6 protein-coding genes are annotated in these 19,635 nt (G+C 73.6%); all 6 read right to left on the reverse strand.

From position 1 onward, the window contains the following. Positions 1-9 precede the first annotated feature (9 nt). The gene (locus tag FB453_RS02700) at positions 10-7,179 is read right to left on the reverse strand and encodes a non-ribosomal peptide synthetase/type I polyketide synthase (RefSeq protein ID WP_186718016.1); all 7,170 of its coding nucleotides are present in this window, start codon (positions 7,177-7,179) and stop codon (positions 10-12) included. After that, positions 7,179-12,917, reverse strand: coding sequence for a non-ribosomal peptide synthetase (locus FB453_RS02705; protein WP_145787241.1), 5,739 nt, complete (start codon positions 12,915-12,917; stop codon positions 7,179-7,181). Before FB453_RS02705 ends, FB453_RS02700 begins: the two co-directional genes overlap by 1 nt. Further along, positions 12,914-16,606, reverse strand: a complete 3,693-nt coding sequence (locus FB453_RS02710) for an ATP-binding cassette domain-containing protein (protein WP_145787243.1) — start codon at positions 16,604-16,606, stop codon at positions 12,914-12,916. Before FB453_RS02710 ends, FB453_RS02705 begins: the two co-directional genes overlap by 4 nt. A 7-nt stretch (positions 16,607-16,613) precedes the next feature. Continuing rightward, positions 16,614-17,168 carry a DUF6817 domain-containing protein gene (locus FB453_RS02715; RefSeq protein WP_112582443.1) on the reverse strand — a complete coding sequence of 185 codons (555 nt, stop codon included), beginning with the start codon at positions 17,166-17,168 and terminating at the stop codon, positions 16,614-16,616. Further along, entirely contained in the window at positions 17,165-18,136 is a 972-nt protein-coding gene (locus FB453_RS02720) for a TauD/TfdA family dioxygenase (protein ID WP_112582444.1), read from the reverse strand. Before FB453_RS02720 ends, FB453_RS02715 begins: the two co-directional genes overlap by 4 nt. 39 nt (positions 18,137-18,175) lie before the next feature. Then, on the reverse strand, positions 18,176-19,635 hold a 1,460-nt coding region (locus tag FB453_RS02725; RefSeq protein WP_222431300.1), incomplete at its 5' end, for a condensation domain-containing protein.

Genomic DNA, 19,635 nt, shown 5'->3' on the forward strand with positions numbered 1-19,635 from the left:
ACGGCTCTCCTAGTACGTCGGCTCGTCGGCCAGCAGGGCGCTGGCCTCCTCGTCGGACATCTCCTCCAGCTCACTGAGCAGGTGGTCCTCGATGGCGAACGCGGCGGCCTCCAGGGTGGGGCTGTCGAACAGCACCCGGATCGGCACCTGCACGTCGAACGCCTTGCGCAGGTGCACCACCGCCCGCATCGCCAGCAACGAGTCTCCGCCGAGGGCGAAGAAGTTGTCGTGCACGCCGATCCGGTCGACCCGCAGGATGCCGCCCCAGACCTCGGCGATGGTCTCCTCCAGGGTGGAGCGGGGTGCCACGTACGGCACGTCATCCGCCTCTACCGCGTCGGCCAACTCCAACAGTGGCCGCCTGTCGACCTTCCCGTTGGCGGTCAGCGGCAGCTCGTCGATCTCATGGAACGCCGCCGGCACCATGTACCCCGGCAGCTTGCCCGCGAGGAACTCGCGCACGTCCGTCGGCACGGCACCGGCGACCCGGGGGACGACGAAGGCGACGAGACGCTTCGCGCCACGCGGCTCGCCCTGCGCCACCACCACCGCGCCGCGCACCTCGGGGTGCTGGGCGAGGGCGGTCTCGATCTCGCCCAGCTCGATGCGGTAACCCTGCACCTTGACCTGGAAGTCCTCCCGGCCCAGGAACTCGATCTCCCCGTTCGGCAGGAACCGGCCGAGGTCACCGGTGCGGTACAGACGGGTTCCGGTGGCCGGGTCCGCAACGAAGCTCGCCGCCGTCCGCGCCTCGTCGTGCAGGTAGCCGCGGGCCAGGCCGACACCACCGATGTGCAGGTGCCCGGGAACCCCGGTGGGTCGGGGTCGCAACGCGTCGTCGAGGACGTGAAAGGTCTGGTTCACCATGGGCCGCCCGTACGGGATGCTCGTCCACTCCGCCGGGACCGCCCCGATCGGGTAGAGGATGGACCAGATCGACGCCTCCGTCGCGCCGCCGAGGCTGACCACCTCGGGCCCGCCGAGCGTCTGCCGGATCCGGTCCGGCAGGGCGACCGGGATCCAGTCACCGCTGAGCATGACCAGTCGCAGGCCGCCGGTGGCCTCCCGGACGGTGAGGTGCTCGACGAACAGCTCCATGAGGGCCGGCACCGAGTTCCAGATCGTCACGTTGGCCTTGGTGAGCAGGTCGAGCCAGGCGGCCGGATCGCGGTGTGCCGCCGCCTCCGGGAGCACCACCGCGCCGCCGACGGCGAGCGGACCGAAGACGTCGTACACGGACAGGTCGAAGCTCAGCGACGACAGCGCCAGGACCCGGTCGTCCTCGCCCACCCGGAAGCGCTCGTTGATGTCGACGACGGTGTTCAACGCACCCTCGTGTTCGATCATCACGCCCTTGGGCAGGCCGGTGGACCCGGAGGTGAAGATGACGTACGCGAGGTTGTTGGGCGTGGTGTCGATCGCCGGCAGCGCGCCCGCCGGGAGGACCCGCAGCTCGTCCACCCGCAACACCTCGACGTCGCCGAACCGTTGCGCCCCGGGACCGGCCAGACGCCCCTGGGTCAGCACCACACGCACCCGGCCGTGCGTCAGCAGGAAACGCACCCGCTCGTCCGGCAGGTCCGGGTCGATCGGCAGGTACGCGGCCCCGGCGGCGAGCACACCGAGGACGGCGGCGCACTGCTCCCAGCCCTTGTCCATCACCACCGCGACGAGCTCGTCGGGGCGTACCCGCAAACCGACGAGGTGGGCGGCGATCGTGCGGGCGCGGTCCGCCAGCTCGCCGTAGGTGAGCGTCCGGGTCGGCGTGATCACGGCCGGGCGCTCGGGCACCCGGGCGGCGGTGGCGAAGAACGGCTCGTGCAGCATGCCCACCGGCAACGGCGCCTCCGTGCGGTTGTACGCCGCCTGGGCGGCCAGCTCCGCGCGGGGCACCAGCGACGGCACCGGGTCGGCCCAGTGCGCCTCGTCGGCGGCGAGCCAGTGCAGCACCGACAGCGTCGCCGCGTGCATGGCAGCGACCATGCCCTCGGGGAAGAGACCCTCGACGGCGTCGATGTCCAGCACCAGGGCACCGTTCATCTCGTACACCTGGGTGTCGATCCAGATCTGCGGTGTCTGGGAGATGGAGTAGACCACCTCGCCGATCTGCGGGTGCCCGCCGATTCCCTGGAACAGGCTGGTGAACACGACGGGCATGACGGCGGCGGCGTCACCGCGTACCCGCTTCAGCTCCCGCGCGACCCGCACACCGCTGAACAGTCCGTGGTCGAGGTCGGCGAGGAGTTGGTCCCGGATGGTCCGGGCGCGGTTCTCGAACGACGCCGCACCGCCCGCGTCGATCTCCAACAGCGTCACCGAGGTGAAGTCACCCAGGATCGCGTCGACCTGCGGGTGCAGCGGCAACCGGTGCGCCATCGGCAGGTTGAGGCTGAACCGCTGGTTCTTCGACCAGGTGGCGACCACCTCGCCGTACGCGGCCAGCAGCAGCGCGGTCGGAGTGAGGCCGCGCCGGGACGCGGCGGCCTTGACTGTGTCCCACTCGTCCGCCGGCACCTGCCCGGTGAGCCGGGCGAAGCGGGGCGCGGCGATGGTGTGCGGGTCGGCCGCCAGCGGCAACTCCGGGGCGAGGGCCAGTGTCGGCACCCGCTCCTGCCAGTACGCGGCGGCGCGCTGGTACCGCTCGGTCGACTCCGTGGCCCGCGCGGCGAGCACATAGTCGCGGAAGCTCAACTCCAGCTCGGGCAGGGTCGCGTCCGGCTCGTGGTAGAGCAGGGTCAACTCACGCATCACGATGCTCGACGCCCAGGCGTCGGTGATCAGGCCGTCGATGCTGTAGTGCACCCGCCCCCGACCCTCGTCGAGCAGTGTGGCGCGCAGTTCGAACAGCGGCCACCGGTCCGGCACGAACACCTGGTGCGACATGGCGGCGCGGGTCCGCTCGAAGCTCGCGTTCACCTCGGCGGCCGGGCGACCCCGCACGTCCTCGGTGACGACGACGTAGTCCGGTACCTCGTCGAGGACCTGCTGCTCGCCGTGCGGCAGCACGACGGTACGCAGCGACCCGTGCCGCCGGATCAGCCGGCGCAGCGCCCGCTGCAACCGCGACACGTCCAGCTCGGGGACGTCGAACTCCTCGTAGCCGTGCATGCCGACGTTGCCCAGCTCGAACACGCCGGTGCGTCCGATCCAGTACGCCTGCTGCACATCGGTCAGCGGGAACGGCAGGTGCGCCGACGCCGGGTCCGGCACGACGGCCGGCAACGGCTCGGGGCCGCTGACACCGGCCTCGGCGCGGGCCGCGCGTACCGCGGCGGCGAGACCACGGACCGTCGGGTCGGCGACGAAGGCGCGCAGCGGGACGTCCGCCTCGCACACCCGGCCGACCTGGGCGACGAGCTGAGCGGCGAGCAGGGAGTGCCCACCCAGCTCGAAGAAGCCGACGGTGGGCGCGACGTCCCGTTCGCCGAGCAGGTCGGCGAAGATCGCCGCCACCTCGCGCTCGGTGGGGTCCTCGACCGCGTGGACCCCGGCGGGGTCCTCCGCCGCGCCGCTTTCGGTCTCGTCGAGCACGGTGACCACCACGTGCCCGGTGGAGGCCGCCGCGCCCACCACCCGGGCGGCTGTCCGTTCGACGGCCGACAGGTCCGCCACCGGCCACCCGTAGGTCACCCACTCCGCGTCGGACTCCCGGCCCAGCGCCGCCGCCTGCGCCACGAGGTGCCCGGCGAGCGGATTGTCCGGCGTACCGCCGAGCAGGTGCACCTCGACGGCGGTGACCGGCTCCCGCGCGCCGACGCCCACGGCGGCCAGCGTGGCCAGGGCCTCGTCGGCGGACGTGCGGACGTCCACCGGCACCAGCACGGTCACCGGACCGGGCTGACCGGCACCCCCCGGGTCGTCGACGCTCGCACCGGCGGTGGTGAGGGCCCGCCGGAACGCGGCACCGACCCCCGTGTCGCCGGCGACCTGGTATCGGGCGCCGGTGTGCCGCTCGGGGGCGGCAGCCGGAGCTGCGGTGACGTGCGGCAGGAAGCGGTGCCCGCCACGCAGGGCCACCACCGGCTCGGGGTGCGCGCACCTGACCTCCCGCACCACCGAGGCGGCGAGGCGGCGGGCGGCCACCGGCGTCGTGGCCGGGAGCACGTCGAGCAGCGTCCGGGTGCCGGGCGCGCCGCCGGTCGCCCAACCGGCGAGCACGCCGCGCGGCGGCACCAGCGTCTCGGTGCCGGTCACGTCGAGCGCGCCGTCGGTGACGACGACCACCCGGGCGTACGCGTCGCCGCGCCTGGTGAGCGCGTCACCCAGGGCCGTGAGCGTAGGTGCCGGGTCGCCCTGTGGAACCGCCAGCAGCACCCCGCTGATCCGCTCCTGCGGCGACAGCGACGTGTGGAGCGCGCCGGTCGCCGGATCGAGGTCAGCGGCGACCATCCGGCCCCCCGCCGCGCGTAGCTCGTCGACGACGCCGTCCGGCAGACCGGCGTCGACGGCCAGCCAGGCACCGGTCCCGGTGGTCGCCGGCCCGGCACCGCCGGCCCGGCGGTAGCCGCGCACGACGAGCCCGTCGGCACCCGCCCGGCTCGTCACCGCGTCGCGGGGAGGATCGACCCAGCAGCGTTCCCGCTCGAACGGGTAGGCCGGCAGGACGGTCCGCCGGGGCGGCACGTCACCGTGCAGCGCCTCCCACCCGATCGCGACGCCCATCCGCCACAGCGCACCGGCGGCGGCGAGGAGCTCCGTCTCGGCGTCGGCGTCTCGACCGGCCGACGGCAGCGACGCCACCGCGCGGGCGGCCGACCCACCGGCGAGGCGGGTCAACACCCGCCCGGGGCCGATCTCCAGCACCACGGCGTCGGCGTCAGCGTCGCGCAGCGCCGCCAAACCGTCGCCGAAGCGGACGGTCGACCGCAGTTGCCGGGACCAGTACGCGGGGCTGGTGGCCGACTCGGCGGTGATCCAGGCACCTGTCACGTTCGACACGAAGGGGATCTCCGGCGCCGAGCGCGGCACCTGGGCCACCTCCGCCTCGAACGCCGACCCGGCGGCGGCCATGGCCCGGGAGTGGAACGCGTGCGAGGTGGCCAGCCTGGTCGAGGCCACCCCCCGCTCGCGCAGCCGGGCCTCGAGAGCCGCCACGGCCTCGGGCGGCCCGGAGGCGGTGCACTGCCGGGGGCCGTTGACGGCGGCGAGGTCCAGCACATCGTCGAGCAGCGGCAGCAACTCGGTCTCGGCCAGCGGCACCGCGAGCATCACGCCCGGCTCCGCCGCCTGCATGAGCCGACCGCGTGCCGCGACCAGGCGCACCGCGTCGGGCAGCGCAAACACCCCGGCCAGGCAGGCGGCCACCAGCTCACCCACACTGTGCCCGAGCAGCCCCGCCGGTCGTACGCCCCAGTGCGCCCAGAGCTTCGCCAGCGCGTACTCGACGACGAACAGCGCCGGCTGCGCGTACCGGGTCTGCTGGAGCTGTTCCGCAGCGGTCTCCCGCTGGTCGTCGGCGGGGAACAGGAGGTCCCGGATGTCCGTGTCGAGCAACGGCGTCAGGAGGTCCGCGGCCCGGTCCACCTCGGAGCGGAACACCGGCTCAGCGACGTAGAGGGCGTGCGCCATGCCGGTGCGCTGCGCGCCCTGACCGGGGAAGGTGAACAGCACCGCGCGGTCGGTGGCGGTCTCGGCCGACCGGGCCGCCGGTCGCCGCAACGCCTCGACCACCTCGATGGGGCTGCCGCCGACGACCGTCCGGCGGTACGGCAGGGTCCGCCGGCCGCGTTGCAGGGTGTACGCCACCTCGGCCAGCGGCGTGTCCGGGTGGGCGCTCAGGTGCGCGGCGAGTCGGTCGGCAGCCGTGTCGAGGGCGGTGGGTGTGGCGGCGGACAGGGGCAGCAGGTGCTGCCGGCGGCTCTCCTGGCCCGCCGCGCGGGTCGGGGCCTCCTCCACGACGACGTGCGCGTTGGTGCCGCCGATGCCGAACGAGCTGACCCCGGCACGGCGCACCCCGCCGGGCCATGGGGTGCGGGCCGCGACGACGTGGAAGGGACTCGCGTCCAGAGCCAGCTCGGGGTTGGCGGTGCGGAAGTGCAGCGACGGTGGGATCTCGCCGGCCCGCAGTGCCAGCACCGTCTTGATCAGACCGACGACCCCGGCGGCGGTGTCGAGGTGCCCGATGTTCGTCTTGACCGAGCCGAGCCCGATGCGGCCCGGCGGCAGGTCACCGAAGGCACTCGTCAACGCGGCCACCTCGATCGGGTCACCGAGCGGGGTGCCGGTGCCGTGCGCCTCGACGTAACCGATCGTGGCGGGGTCGACCCCGGCGACGGCGAGCGCCTCGGCGATGACGTCGGCCTGCCCGTCCACGCTCGGGGCGGTGAAGCCGACCTTGCGGTCGCCGTCGTTGTTCACGGCCGAGCCCCGGATCACGGCGTGCACCAGGTCGCCGTCCGTCATCGCGTCGGCGAGCCGCTTGAGCACGACGACGCCGGCGCCGCTGCCGGCCACCGCGCCGGTCGCCTCGGCGTCGAACGCCCGGCAGTGGCCGTCGGCGGAGAGGATGCCGCCCTGGGTGTGCCGGTAGCCACGGCGGCGGGCGATGACCGTCGCGCCGCCGGCCAGCGCGACGTCGCACTCGCCGGCCAGCAGCGCCTGCGCGGCCATGTGCACAGCGACCAGGGAGGTGGAGCAGCCGGTCTGCACGCTGATGCTGGGGCCCCGCAGGTTGACCTTGTACGACACCCGGGTCGGCAGGAAGTCCTTGTCGTTGCCGATGGAGGTCTGGAACGCCCCGACCCGGGCCACCAGGTCCGCGTTGGGCAGCAGATTGTGCAGCAGGTAGGAGCTCTCCCCCACCCCGGCGTAGACACCTGTCACGGGTGTCGTGGAGTCGAACGGGTGACCGGCGTGCTCCAACGCCTCCCAGGCGCACTCCAGGAAGATCCGGTGCTGCGGGTCGAGCAGCTGCGCCTCACGGGCCGAGAACCCGAAGAAGCGGGCGTCGAAGCCGGCCGGGTCGTCGAGGACGCCGAGGGCACGGACGTAGTCGGGGTGGTTGAACTCCTCGGGTGCGACGCCGTCGGCGATCAGGTCGGCGTCGTCGAGGGTGGTGAGCGATTCGACCCCGTCGCGCAGGTTGCTCCAGAAGGCGTCGAGGGTGGCGGCCCCGGGAACCCGGAGCGCCATTCCGACGACGGCGATGGCGGTGTCGGGCAGCGTACGTTCCTCGGTCATCATGCGTCCCCCCTGTCGTGATGCCGGCCCGGCCGACGTCGCGGTATGCGCACCCGTTGGATGGCGGCGCGTGTCTCGGCGCGGTGGTGCCCCGCGGACATCGCTGGCGTCCGGTCCCCGGACGCCAGGTGCCGGGCGAGTGCCCGCACGGTGGGGTGGCGGAACAGCTCCACCACCGGCACCGTGCGACCCAGCCGCTCGGACAGGTGCGTCTGCACCCGCATCACGAGCAGCGAGTGCCCACCGATGTCGAAGAAGTTGTCGTCGACGCCCACCTCGTCGACCACCAGCACGTCGCGCCAGATCGCCGCCACCGCGCGCTCCAACTCGCTGCCGGGCACACCCACCCCGGCAGGGGTCGGGGCGGCGGGTGGCGCGAGGGCGTCCCGGTCGACCTTGCCGCGGTCGCTGCGTGGCAGCCGGTCCAGCGTGACGATCGTGGCCGGCACCATGTACCCGGGCAGCCGGTCGGCCAGGTGCGCGCGCAGCAGCGCCACGTCCACGTCGCTGGGCGTCACGTAGCCGACCAGCGTGGGTCGGCCCGGCACGTCCTCGCGCAGCACCGCAGCCGCCTCTCCTACCGTTGGGTGGGCACCGAGCGCCGCCTCGATCTCGCCCAACTCGATCCGGAATCCGCGCACCTTGACCTGACCGTCCTCCCGGCCGAGGAACTCGAGCACCCCACCGACACCGAGCCGGACCCGGTCCCGGGTGCCGTACATGCGGCCGCCGGGCGGGCCCCACGGGTCGGGGAGGAAGCTGACGGCGGTGCGGGCCGGGTCCCCGACGTAGCCCTGCGCCACCCCCGGTCCGCCGAGCCACAGGTCCCCCGGGACCCCGCGCGGCACCGGCCGCAGTCCACGATCGAGGACGTACGCCCGCACGCCCGGCAGCGGCAGCCCCACCGGGACGCTGCCGGTGACCGGCTCCCGGTCGCCGCCCGGCTCGTGCACGGTGGCGGTGATGGTGGCCTCGGTCGGGCCGTACGCGTTGAGCCAGCGCACCTCCGGCGCGGCGGCGCGCCACTGGGCGAGCCGCCCCGCGTCGACCCGCTCGCTGCCGACCACGACGAGCCGCAGGTCCGGACAGGAGGCGGGCGGGTGACGGTCCAGCACCGCCACCCACTCGTGCCAGTACGACGCCGGCAGGTTGAGCACTGTGAGTCGCTCCCGGCGGATCAGCGCGGTGAACTCGTCGAGACCGGGCACCGGCCCGGCCGGCGGCAACACCACGGCCCCGCCCCGGATCAGCGTCCCGAACAGCTCCTCGGCGGCCACGTCGAAGCCGAGCGCGGCGAACTGGAGCACCCGGTCGGCGGGGGTGAGCGCGTAGTGCCCAGCGACCGCCTCCAGGGTGTGCACCAGGTTGCCGTGGCTGACGCGGACGCCCTTGGGCTGCCCGGTGGTGCCCGAGGTGTAGAGCACGTACGCCGGCGCCGACGGGTGCACCGGCGTGCCGGCGGCGGCCGGGGCGGCGAGCAACGCATCCTCGATCGCGACGAACGGCAGGTCGGCGGCGGGCGGGTAGTTCTCGCGGGAGCCGAGCAGCAGCACTGCCGACGAGTCAGCGAGGATGTGCGCCAACCGCTTCGGCGGGATCGCCGGGTCCAGTGGCACGTACGCGGCCCCGGCGCGCAGGACGCCGAGCAGCGCCGCCGGCCAGTCAGGGCTGCGCTCCAGCAGGACGGCGACGGTGTCACCGGGGCGTACGCCCCGGGCGGTCAGGTGGGCGTGCACCGCGGCGGCACGGCTGTCCAGCTCGGCGTGGCTGACCTGCCGGTCGCCCTGCACCAGCGCCGGGCGCTGCTGCCAGCGCGCCGCGGCGGCGGCGACCAGGCCGTGCAGAGTCGACGCGGTCGGCGCGTCGGTCGCCCCGCCGACCGGCGGGACCAGCTCGGGGCCGGGCAGCAGGTCCAGTGTGGACACCGGGGCGTCCGGGGTGCTCAGCGCCGACTCCAGCAGGGTGCGGTAACTGTGCGCCAGCCGCTCGGCGGTGTCCCTGTCGAACAGGTCGACGTCGTACTCCACGGTGCCGCGCAGCTCGCCCGTGGCGCTGGGCACCTCGTCCCAGGCCACCGTGAGGTCGAACTTCGCCACCCGGCCGGGTGGCTCGGTCACCCCGACCGACAGACCGGGCACCGCGTCGGTCCGCTCGGGCAGGTTCTGTGCCGACAGCATGACCTGGAACAGCGGGGTACGACTGGGGTCGCGTGGTGGCCGGACCGCCTCGACGACCTGCTCGAACGGAACGTCCTGGTGCTCGTACGCGCCGAGCACCGCGTCCCGCACCCGGGCCAGCACGTCGACGAACGTCTCGGTGTCCTGCCAACGGGTCCGCAGCACGACGGTGTTGACGAAGAAACCCACCAGGTCGTCGAACTCGGAGCGGGTGCGCCCGGACACCGGGCTGCCGACACTGACGTCGCGGACGTCCGCGTACCGGCCCAGCACCAGCTGGAACACGGCGAGCAGCACCATGAACCGGGTGACGCCGTGCCGCCGTCCCACCGCGTCGAGGCGTTCGACCAGGGCGGCGGGCAGCCGTACGTCGAACGTCTCCCCCCGGTGCCGGGCGGTGGCCGGGCGGGGACGGTCGGTCGGGAGGTCCAGTGCCGCGGGCGCGCCCGCGAGCCGGTCCACCCAGTACGCGAGCTGGGTCGTCCGCGCGTCGCCGGCCAGCAGCGCGCGCTGCCACAGGGTGTAGTCGACGTACTCGACGGTGAGCGGGACCGGTGCGGGCGTGCCGATGGTCCGGGCGGCGTAGAACGCGCCGAGGTCACGGATCAGCACACCGATCGACCAGCCGTCACAGACCGCGTGGTGCAACGTCATCAGGAGCATCGCGTGCTCGTCGGTCAGCCGGATCAGATGCCAGCGAGCCAGCGGCCCGGTGGCGAGGTCGAAGGGTCGGGCGGCGGCGTGGCGCAGCAGGGCGTCGGCCTGCTCGTCACGGTCGGCCCGGTCGCGCAGGTCGTCCACGGTGAGGACGACCGGTGGCTCGTCGTCCACTACCTGCCGGGGCTCGCCGTCGATCGTCACCAGCCGGGTCCGCAGCGCCGCGTGCCGCGTCACCAGCCCCCGCAGGCCGGCGTCGAGGGCGTCGACGTCGAGCGGGCCGTCCACGGTGAGCACCAGCGGCACCGAGTAGACCGCCTGACCAGCATCGAGCTGGTCGAGGAACCACAGCCGCTGCTGGGCGTACGACAGGGGGTGCGGCCCGGGGCCGGCGGCCGGCACCGGCGGGCGGGCGTCGTCCGGGCCGGCGTCGGCGACGCGTGCCGCGAGCGCGGCGACGGTGGGCGCCTCGAAGGCGGCGCGGACGCCCAGCCGTACGCCGGCGGCGGCGGCGATCCGCGCCACCATCTGCGCCGCGAGCAACGAGTGGCCGCCGAGGGCGAAGAAGTCGTCGGCGGCGGACACCACCGGCACGCCGAGCAGGTCCTGCCAGGTCCGTGCGACAAGTTCCTCGATCGTGCCGCTGGGCGGCGCGCCGTCGGCGGCCCGGACGCCGTGGTGCGCGTCGGGCGCGGGCAGCGCTCGGCGGTCCACCTTGCCGTTGGGGGTGACCGGCAACGCCGCCAGCGGCACGTACCAGGTCGGCACCATCGCCTCGGGCAGCCGGGCCGCGAGGTGGGCGCGCAGCTCACCCGCCGGGACCGGGGCGTCGTCCGGGACGACGTAGGCGACGAGCCGACGTTCGTCGCCGTCCTCGTGCACCGTGACGGCGGCGGCCCGGACGCCCGGGCAGGTGGTGAGGGTGCTGGCGATCTCGTCCGGCTCGATCCGGACACCGCGGATCTTGACCTGCTGGTCGGCCCGGCCCAGGCACTCCAGTTGACCGTCCTCGCGCCACCGCACCACGTCACCCGTGCGGTAGACGCGGGCGCCGGGCTCGAAGGGGCTCGGCACGAACCGCTCGGCGGTCAGGTCGGGCCTGCCGACGTACCCGTGCGCGAGACCGGCGCCGCCGATGAACAGCTCCCCCGGAGCGCCGATGCCGGTCAGCCGGCCGTGGTCGTCGAGGACGTAGAGCAGCTCCCCACCGATCGGTCGACCGATCGGGGTCCGCGCCGCGTCGCCGGGCAGGTCGGTCACGTCCCAGGTGCTGGAGAACGTGGTGCACTCGGTCGGGCCGTACCCGTTGACGAGGCGCAACCCCGGCAGGGCGGCGGCCAGCGTGGCGACCCGGCGGGCGTCGGCCGGCTCGCCGCCGAAGTAGAGGGCGCGCAGCGGGGCGAACATCGCCGGGTCGGCGTCCACGCACCTGTGGAACAGGGCGGTGGTGAGCATCAGCACCGTGACGCCGTGCTCGGCGAGTCGGTGACCCAGCCGGGACGGCGTGAGCACGTCGTCCTTGGGGATGCCCACCAGGCGCGCGCCGTTGAGCAGCGCACCCCACACCTCGAAGCTCGCGGCGTCGAACGACACGTTGGCCGCCTGTGCGACCGCGTCGGCCGGCCCGACGGGGAAGTAGTCGGCGCGGTGAACCAGCCGGACGATCCCGCCGTGGGTGGTCTCGACCCCCTTCGGCCGCCCTGTCGACCCGGAGGTGTACAGGACGCAGGCCCGCTGGGTCGGGTACGTCAGCGGCCACGTCGGCGCGGACCGTCCCGAGGGCAGCACCAGCCGGTCGAGCCGCAGCACCGGCAGGTCGTCGACGACGGCCACCGGACCGTCGGCGAGCAGCAGCCGCGCCCCGCTGTCGCGCAGCATGAACTCCCGCCGTGCCTCGGGGTAGGACGGGTCCAGGGGCAGGTACGCCGCCCCGGTGGCGAGCACCGCGAGCATCGCCACGACGAACTGGGCGGACGAGCCCATCGCCAGGCCGACGGCACTGCCCGGGGTGACCCCGCGTCCGGTCAGGACGGTCGCCAGGGCGTCGGCCCGGGCGCGCACCTCGGCGTACGTGAGGGTGGTGCCGTCGTACTCCAGAGCGACGGCGTCCGGTGTCGCCTCGGCCTGGCTGAGGAACGCCGCCGGCACACTCGGCGGACCTGCCGTACCGCCGCCGGTGCCCCACCGGACGATCAGCGCGCGCTCCTGCGCCGACGTGTGCGCGAGGGTGGAGATCGGCGCCTCGGGGTCGGTCAGGGCGTTGTCGAGCAACATCAGGTAGTGGTCGGCGAACCGGCGCACCGTCGCGCTGTCGAACAGGTCCGGGTCGTAGGCGAGGACGCCGAACGCCCCGTCGGGCCGCGGCTCGTCCCAGAGCACGCTCAGGTCGGGCGGCACCGCCCCGGTGGTGGCGGGGGCCGCTCCCACCCCCAGCACGACCGGGCAGAGCGCGGCACGACTCGGGTCGCGGGGTAGGCCGAGCGCCTCGGCCACCCGGTGCAGCGGGACGCCGGTGTACGGCGAGGCCGCCCGCAATTCGGCGTCGACCCGCGCGAACAGGTCGGCGGCCGACGGGTCGTCGTCCCACCTGCCGCGCAACGGCACCAGGGCGCCGTCCAGCGGCGTCGCGGTGGCCAGGTCCCGGGTGCCGGCGTGCCGGCCCAGCACCACCTGCCCCACGGCGAGCAACGGCACGGAGGGTGCGACGCCCAACGCCGCGCTCACCGCGTGCAGCCGTCGGGTGGTGTCCGGGCCGACGGTGAGCGTCACCCGGTCGGTGTGCTGGCGTCGACGGGCCGGGCGGACCCGGTCGGTGACCAGGTCCAGGGTGGGTACGCCGGCCAGCCTGGCCCGCCAGTGGACGAGCGCGTCCATCTCCTGGGCCACCGCACGCGATCCGGTCACTGGACCGGCTCCCCGAGACTCGGCTGGCCGGCACGCTGCCCGACCGGGTTCATCGCCCCGGCCAGCACCCCGGCCGGATCGCGGTCGGTTACCCGGGCCACCAGCCCACCGTCGAGCGTCACCACCCGGTCGGCGCCGGCCAGGGTCTCCCGGCGGTGGGCGATGGTGAGCACCGTCGCGCCGGCGAGGTCCACCGCCAGCAGCCGCTGGATGCGGGCGTCGGTCTCGGCGTCGAGGCTCGACGTGGCCTCGTCGATGAGGACCAGCTTCGCGTCCCGCAGCAACGCCCGGGCGAGGCAGAGCAGCTGCCGTTCACCGGCGCTGAGCTGCCCGCCGTCGGCGGACAGGGCCGCGTCGAGACCGCCACCGCCCACGCCGAGCAGCCGGTCGGCGAGGCCCACCTTGGTGAGGACGGCGGTGACCGCCGCGTCGGGGTACGCACCGGTCGGGTCGATGTTGTCCCGCAGGGTGCCGGGCAGCAGCACCGGATCCTGCGGTACCACCTCGACGGCGGCCCGCAGGTCGGCCAGCCGCAGCGTGGCGGTGTCCACCCCGTCGACGAGGATGCGCCCCTGCTCGGCCGGCACGAACCGCAGCAGCGCGGTGAACAGGCTGGACTTGCCGCTGCCGGTCCGGCCGACGATGCCGATCTTGCTGCCCGCCGGGGCGTCGAACGACACGCCGTTCAGCGCGGCCGGGCCGCCCTCGGCATAGCGCAGGGTGACGTTCTCGAAGTGGACCTCGCCGGCGGTGGGCCAGCCGGCCGGGGCCGGTCGCCCGTCGGTCGGCTCGACCGGCAGCCGGGTGTAGTCGTCGACACGTTCGAAGCTCGCCAGCGACAGGTCCATCATCTGCACCGTCATCAGGCTCATGGCCAGCGCCTCCATCAGCGCGTACACGAAACTGACCCCGACACCGGCCAGCCCGGCGCCGATCCCGCCCACGGCGACGATCAGCACCCCGTACGTCAGCAGGACGACCGCGCCGAGCATGTCGAGCTTCAGGTTGAAGTGCCGCGACAGCGCGTTGACCGTGTAGTCGGCGTGGTGCGCGACGCGGACCCGCTCACCGAACGCAGCCTGGTAGCCGCGCACCCGGCTGTTCCGGCCCTCGATCGAGGTCACCCCGTCGACCGCCTCGTTGAGCAGCGCGAGCATCGGCTCGTTCGCCTGCTTCGACAGCCGGGACGCCTCGACCGTGCTGGCCCTGGTGAGCCGCTGCCAGCGGAGGTAGACCACCAGCAGCAGCGGGGCCGCCACCAGCATCAGTGGACTGGTGAAGGCCAGCGCCGCCAACGGCACGACCAGGCCGACGGCGACCCGGAGGGTGTCCATGGTGGTCTCCGGCAACTCCAGGTCGATGGTCTCCATGTCACCGGAGAACCGCGCCAGGACGCGTCCGGAGGAGTTGCGGTCGAAGAACGACAGCGGGGCCCGGAAGACCCGGTGCAACATCGACGCGTGCAGGTTCTGGCCAGCGGACACACCCCGGGCGAAGGCGAAGCTGAACAGCCCGCGATCCAGCACGAGCGCCAACAGACCGATGGCGGCGAACACCCCCGCGTAGTACAGCGTGTCCTGCCCGGCGTGCTCGGTCCAGTGGCCGAGCCAGAACGACGAGCCGCCCAGGACGGCCTGCCCGCCGACGGCCAGGCCGAGCAGAACGACAGCGAGGAGGCCCGGGGTCAGTACCTGCAGGTAACGGCGGTAGGTGGCGGAACCGACCTGACCGGCACGGACCGTCTCCTCCTCCTCGGCGGCCACCTCCTCGGCCACCTCGTCCAGCCCGGCGCCGTCCGGATCGGACGGCGTCGCGGCCTCGGCGGCCACGGCCGGCAGCAGGTCGGGCATCTGCGCGGCGACGTCGGCGAACCGGCCCGCCGCGACCACCCGGCCGCCGTCGAGGACCACCACCCGGTCGGCCCGCCGGGCCACGTCGAGGCGGTGGGTGGCAACGATCCGGGTACGCCCGGCCAGCACCCCGTCGAACAGCGCCTCCAGGATGGTGCCGGCGACCGCGTCGTCGACGGCGCTGGTCGGGTCGTCGAAGAGGTAGACGTCGGCGTCCTCGTAGGCGGCGCGGGCCAACGCGATGCGCTGCCGTTGCCCGCCGGAGAGGTTCACGCCCCGCTCGCCGATGGCCGTGCCGTCGCGAGCCGGCATCGCCGCCAGGTCCGCCTCCAGGGCGGTGGCGCGGACGACCGCCGCGTACCGGTCCGGATCGTCGGGCGAGAAGCAGCGGATGTTGTCGACGACGCTGCCCTGCATGATCCAGGGGCGCTGCGGCAGGTAGACGGCGCTGCCGCCGACCCGTGCGGTACCCGCGACCGTCGGCAGCGCCCCGGCCAGCGCCGCGAGCAGCGCGGACTTGCCGCTGCCGACCCGACCCAGCACGCAGATCAACTCACCGGGCGCGACCCGCAGGTCGACGCCGGTCAGGACCGGCCGGGCGTCCGCGTCGGCCCCGGGCCAGGTGAACGACGCGCCGTCGAGGTCGACCGCCCCGGCCGGCGCGTCGCCGTCGGTCGACGCCTCGGCGGTGTCCGGGGCCCGCAGGAAGGTCGTCACCTTCCCGAACGCCACCCGCCACTCGTTGCGCATGTCCAGGTAGCGCACCAGCTCGGGCAGTTGGGACCGGAGGACGGTCAGCACGGCGATCGCCGCGAACACGTCCGCTGCCTTCAGTTCGTTGCCCAGCGCCGCGTACGTGACCAGGGTGGCCATCACCATCAGCACCGGCGCGGCGGCGTTCACCAGGTAGAGCGTGGCGAGCCGCTTCTGCCGGCGGACCAGCAACGCGTTGAGCGTCGCGCGTTCCCGGCCGACAGCCCGCTCGGCGACGTCCTCCCAGCCGTGGGTGCGCAGCGTCCGCATGGCCCCCAGATACTCGCCGACCAGCCCGATCCGGACGCCGTTCGCGTCCCGGATCGCCGGCACCAGCGCGAAGACCCTCTCGTTGGCCACGTGCGACAGCCACAGCCCGGCGATGAGGATGACGATGCCCACCAGCGCCGCCCAGCCCAGCAGCACCCAGAGGACCACGCAGGAGCCGGCGATGCCCAGCGGGACCGCCCACGCCATGTGCGTGAAAGCGACCCGCCCGACCCTCCGGGCGTCGGACGAGGCGAGGGTGATGACCTCCCCGGAGGGGTGGGCCAGTCGGGCACCGCGATCCATCCGCAGGTACTTGCGCAGGATCTCGGTCCGCAGCAGCGCGGTGATCGAGTGCGCGGTCTTCCACACCTCGGACCACTGGTGCTTGTGGCTCAACGCGTCCAACACGTAGAAGCCGGCCAGGCCGGCGGCGATCAGCAGACCCTCCACCACCGGGCCCCGGCCGTCGCCCTCGAACCAGGCGATCAGCTCCCGCACCAGCAGCGGCCCGACGGTCGCGCAGGTCTGGTAGGCCAGGAAGATCAGGCCCGCCCACCAGAACCGCCGACGGTAGGTCTGGTAGAGGGCCCGCCGCAGCCCGTCCGGATGGTCGCGCCGGGCGGCCCAGGCACGCTCGAAGACCGGGGTCACCCGCTCCAGGTGGTCGTACCGGGGCGGCGTCAGGCTGTCCGACAGCTTCAGTGGTCGGCGCAGGGACGCCTTCACCAGGATCGAGGGCCATTGGACGAAGAGTCGGGACAGCACTCCCGCGTCCTGTTCGGCACTCGGGCGGACCGGTGTGGTGGTTGTCGACACGGTGCGTCTACTCGTTTCCAGCGAGGGCGAGCGGAGCGAACCCGTAGGCGCGCTCCAGGGCGGTACGGACACTGTCCGGCAGATAGCGGCGCATGGCGTCGAACTCGCGGGCGCGGCTGAACTTGCTGGACTCGGCGAACCGGGGACGTTGCTCCAGCCAGTTCGCCACCGTCAGGGCGGCGAGGTCGGCGTACTGGCCGGCGCTGACGCCGACGCAACCGCCTGAGCGGTCCTCGAGCAGGAACGGCGGGCCGTCGAAGGCGGCGTCGAAGAGGGCGCTGCGGGTGACGGTGCCGAACAGGTACGCCAGCGTCTCCGCCTCCGCACCGATCAGCTCCCGCACGGCGGGCCGCAGCTCGTGCGGGATCGCGCCGGTCGGGAAGATCTCCGTGCCGTACACCGAGTGGAACAACCCCGCGTCGCACAGCTCCTGCCGCGACCCCCACTGGGCCAGCAGGTCGTGCACGCCGCGCAGGTGCGCCAGCAGGTTGGCCTCCGAGTGCGCCAACTCGGCCACCCCGTGCGACTCCAGGAAGGCGATCTTCTCGGCGAGCCCGCTCACGCCGCCTCCCGACTGCCGTACGACCCGGTCATCGCCACCAACGTCTTGCGCGGCCCGGTGAAGCTGGACCGGCCGTGCGCCATCGCCATGTTGTCGACGACCAGCAGGTCACCCTGCTGCCAGGGGAAGGCCAGGGACTCCGCGTCGAACGCGGCGCGGATGGCCGCGAGGTCGGCGTCGGTGATCGGGCTGCCGTCGCCGAGGTACGCGTTACGCGGCAGGTCCTCCTCGGCCAGCAGTTCCAGCAGCGCCTCCCGGGTGGCCTCGGGCAGGTTGGAGACGTGGAACAGGTGGGCTTGGTTCATCCAGACCGTCCGCCCGGACACCGGGTGCACGGTGACGGCCTGGCAGGTCTCGGTGGTCCGCAGCGCGCCGTCGTCGAACCACTCGTAGGTGATGCCCCGCTCGCGGCAGAACTCCTGCACGGCCTCCCGGTCCATCCCGGGGAACGTCTCCTGCCAGGACACCCCGAGACCGACCCGGTAGTTGCGCACGTACCGCACACCGTGCCGCTCGAAGCGCTCGCGCACCTCGGCGGGGATGCGCTGCCAGACGGCGTGGCTGTCGGCGAGCGGGGTCTCCCCGCCGGTCTGGGCCGGGATGTTCGAGTAGAAGAACAACCGCCGGGGCCACACGCTGGTGTACGCCATCTCGTTGTGCAGCGGGATGACCTCGCTGGCCGGGTACTCGGTCGAGGTGTACACGTCGCCGACCTTGCTGCGCGGCGTGGACCGGTAGGTGTACTCGGCCATCTCCTCGCCGAAGACCTTGACGAAGGCGGAGAAGGCCGGCGCGTCCGGGGCGTCGAACCCGCGCAGCAGGACAGCGCCGTGGCTGTCCAGTCGGTCGTTGATCAGGTCGAGGTGCTCGGTGGCCCATTCCGCCGGCGAGATGCCGGGCGAGGTGGCCTCGATGCAGGCCACCCGGTTGCGCTCCGGGAACAGGCAGCTCTCTTTCACGTGGTCCATGTCGGAGGTCCTTCCGCGTACGTCGGGTCGTGGTCCGGGTCAGTCGGCGTCCGGCCGGACGAACGACCGGAGGGCGGCCAGGGTCAGGGCGGCGAGCCGCTCGATGCTCGTCCGCTCGTTGAGGTTGCTGCTGTACTTCAGGTGCAGGCTGAGCTCACCGTCGGCGAACCGCGCGAACACCTGGAGCCGGTGCATGCGTTGCAGCTTCGGCATCGGCCAGACGTCGTCCATGGCCGGCCCGAGCAGCGGCGACTCCTCGGGCTCGTGGGCGAACTCGCCCCAGTTGTTGAGCAGGATGTCCGGCTTGCCGAGCGGGGCGAGCGCGTCCGCCACCTCCGGATGCCCGCCGAGGTAGCGCAGCAGGCCGAAGGCGAGGCCGCGCCGGGGCACCGCCTCGACCTGCTCGCGGACCGACTCCAGCAGCGCCCTCGGGCCGGGCTTCTCGGGTCGGCGGACGAGCCGGGGTGAGGTCATCGAGAACCGGCCGATGGCACGGGACAGGTCGAGGTCCTGACCGCCCATCTCCCGACCCCGGGCGACGAGGTCGACCAGGATCGACGACTGACCGGACCAGTCGGTGAAGCCCTGGAGGGTGGCGGCCAGCAGCGCGTCGTTGACGCTCAGGCCGTACTCCTGCGGCACCAGCCGGCGCAGCGCGGCGGTCTCCTCCGCGTCGAGCCCGACCACCACCGTCTCCTCCGACGACATGCAGTCGTCTCCGTCGGGGTGGTCCAGCGGCCAGGTCGGGACAGGTTCCTTGGCCAGCGCCGTCCAGTAAGCGATGTCCTCGGTCAACTCCGTGCCACGGGCGAGCGCGTCCAGGTTGCGGGACCATTCGGCGAACGACGCCGTCGGCAGCGGCAGGCGCGGCTCCTCGCCGGCCTCCACCGCCTGGTATGCGGTCTGGAGATCCGCCATCAGGACGTCCCAGGAGCTGTTGTCCATCAACTGGTGGTGGACGATCACCACGAGCAGCTCGGGACGGTCGGCCCCGAAGCGGACCAGGGCGACCTGGAGCAGCGGCCCGTTCTCGATGTCGAGCTTGCGGTGCAGGGTGCGATCGAGGCGCCGGAAGGCGACCTCCTGGTCCGCCGGGTCGAGGGCGGACAGGTCCACGCTGGTGAACGGCGTGGGCTGGTACGGCTCGTTGACCCGGACCGACAACCGGCCCCCGGCCCGGGGGAAGGCGATCCGCAGCGAGTCGTGATGGGTGATGACCGCCGCCACGGCCCGCTCCAGCACCGCCGGGTCGAGTGACCGCATCGCCTCGAACATGAAGATGTGCGTGTACTTGTGCGGGTCGGCGAAGTTCCGCTCGGCGAAGGCCACGTGCGACGCGACGAGCGGCACCACACCGGTGTCCGTACGCCGGCTTCCGTCACCACCCGCACCGGCGGTCGTCGACCCACCGGCCACGGACGCGAGGCCGGCGATGGTGGGGTGCGCGATGAACTGCGCGGGCGTGATCACCACACCCGCCTTACGGGCCCGGTCCACCA

Source organism: Micromonospora sp. CNZ322 (assembly GCF_007827755.1).